Origin of the sequence: Polynucleobacter yangtzensis (assembly GCF_001595965.1) — a bacterium.
GTDB classification, from domain to species: domain Bacteria; phylum Pseudomonadota; class Gammaproteobacteria; order Burkholderiales; family Burkholderiaceae; genus Polynucleobacter; species Polynucleobacter yangtzensis.
Map to the genome: position 1 here is coordinate 1 of NZ_LOJI01000024.1, position 341 is coordinate 341.

The following is a 341-nucleotide window of genomic DNA, read 5'->3' on the forward strand; positions in this document are numbered from 1 at the left end:
CGAGTGCGTCAAGAAACAGCGATTACCTTACCTTTAAGAGCCTTATTTGAGTTTGCCACTCCTGCAGGTCTCGCTCTGCAATTAGTTGATGGTGGTATTGATGAAAGTACACCATTGGTTGGTGGGATTGGTCGTCTTGATGGCAATAAAGTGACGCTGTCATATGGTCAAAAACGACTCTGGGCACTCGATCGCTTAGATGGCGCTTCTGCTACCTACAATATTCCAGCGGTCTTTCGCCTCACTGGCGCTATCAATATTGAGGCTCTACAGCTAGCGTTGTTAGCCATTATTGAAAGACACGAGGCATTGCGGACGGTGATGCTCGAGGATGAAGATGG

1 protein-coding gene is annotated in these 341 nt (G+C 47.8%); it reads left to right on the forward strand.

The window, feature by feature from the left end:
• On the forward strand, window positions 1-341 hold a 341-nt coding region (locus tag JaK3_RS06760; RefSeq protein WP_161484704.1), incomplete at both ends, for a condensation domain-containing protein.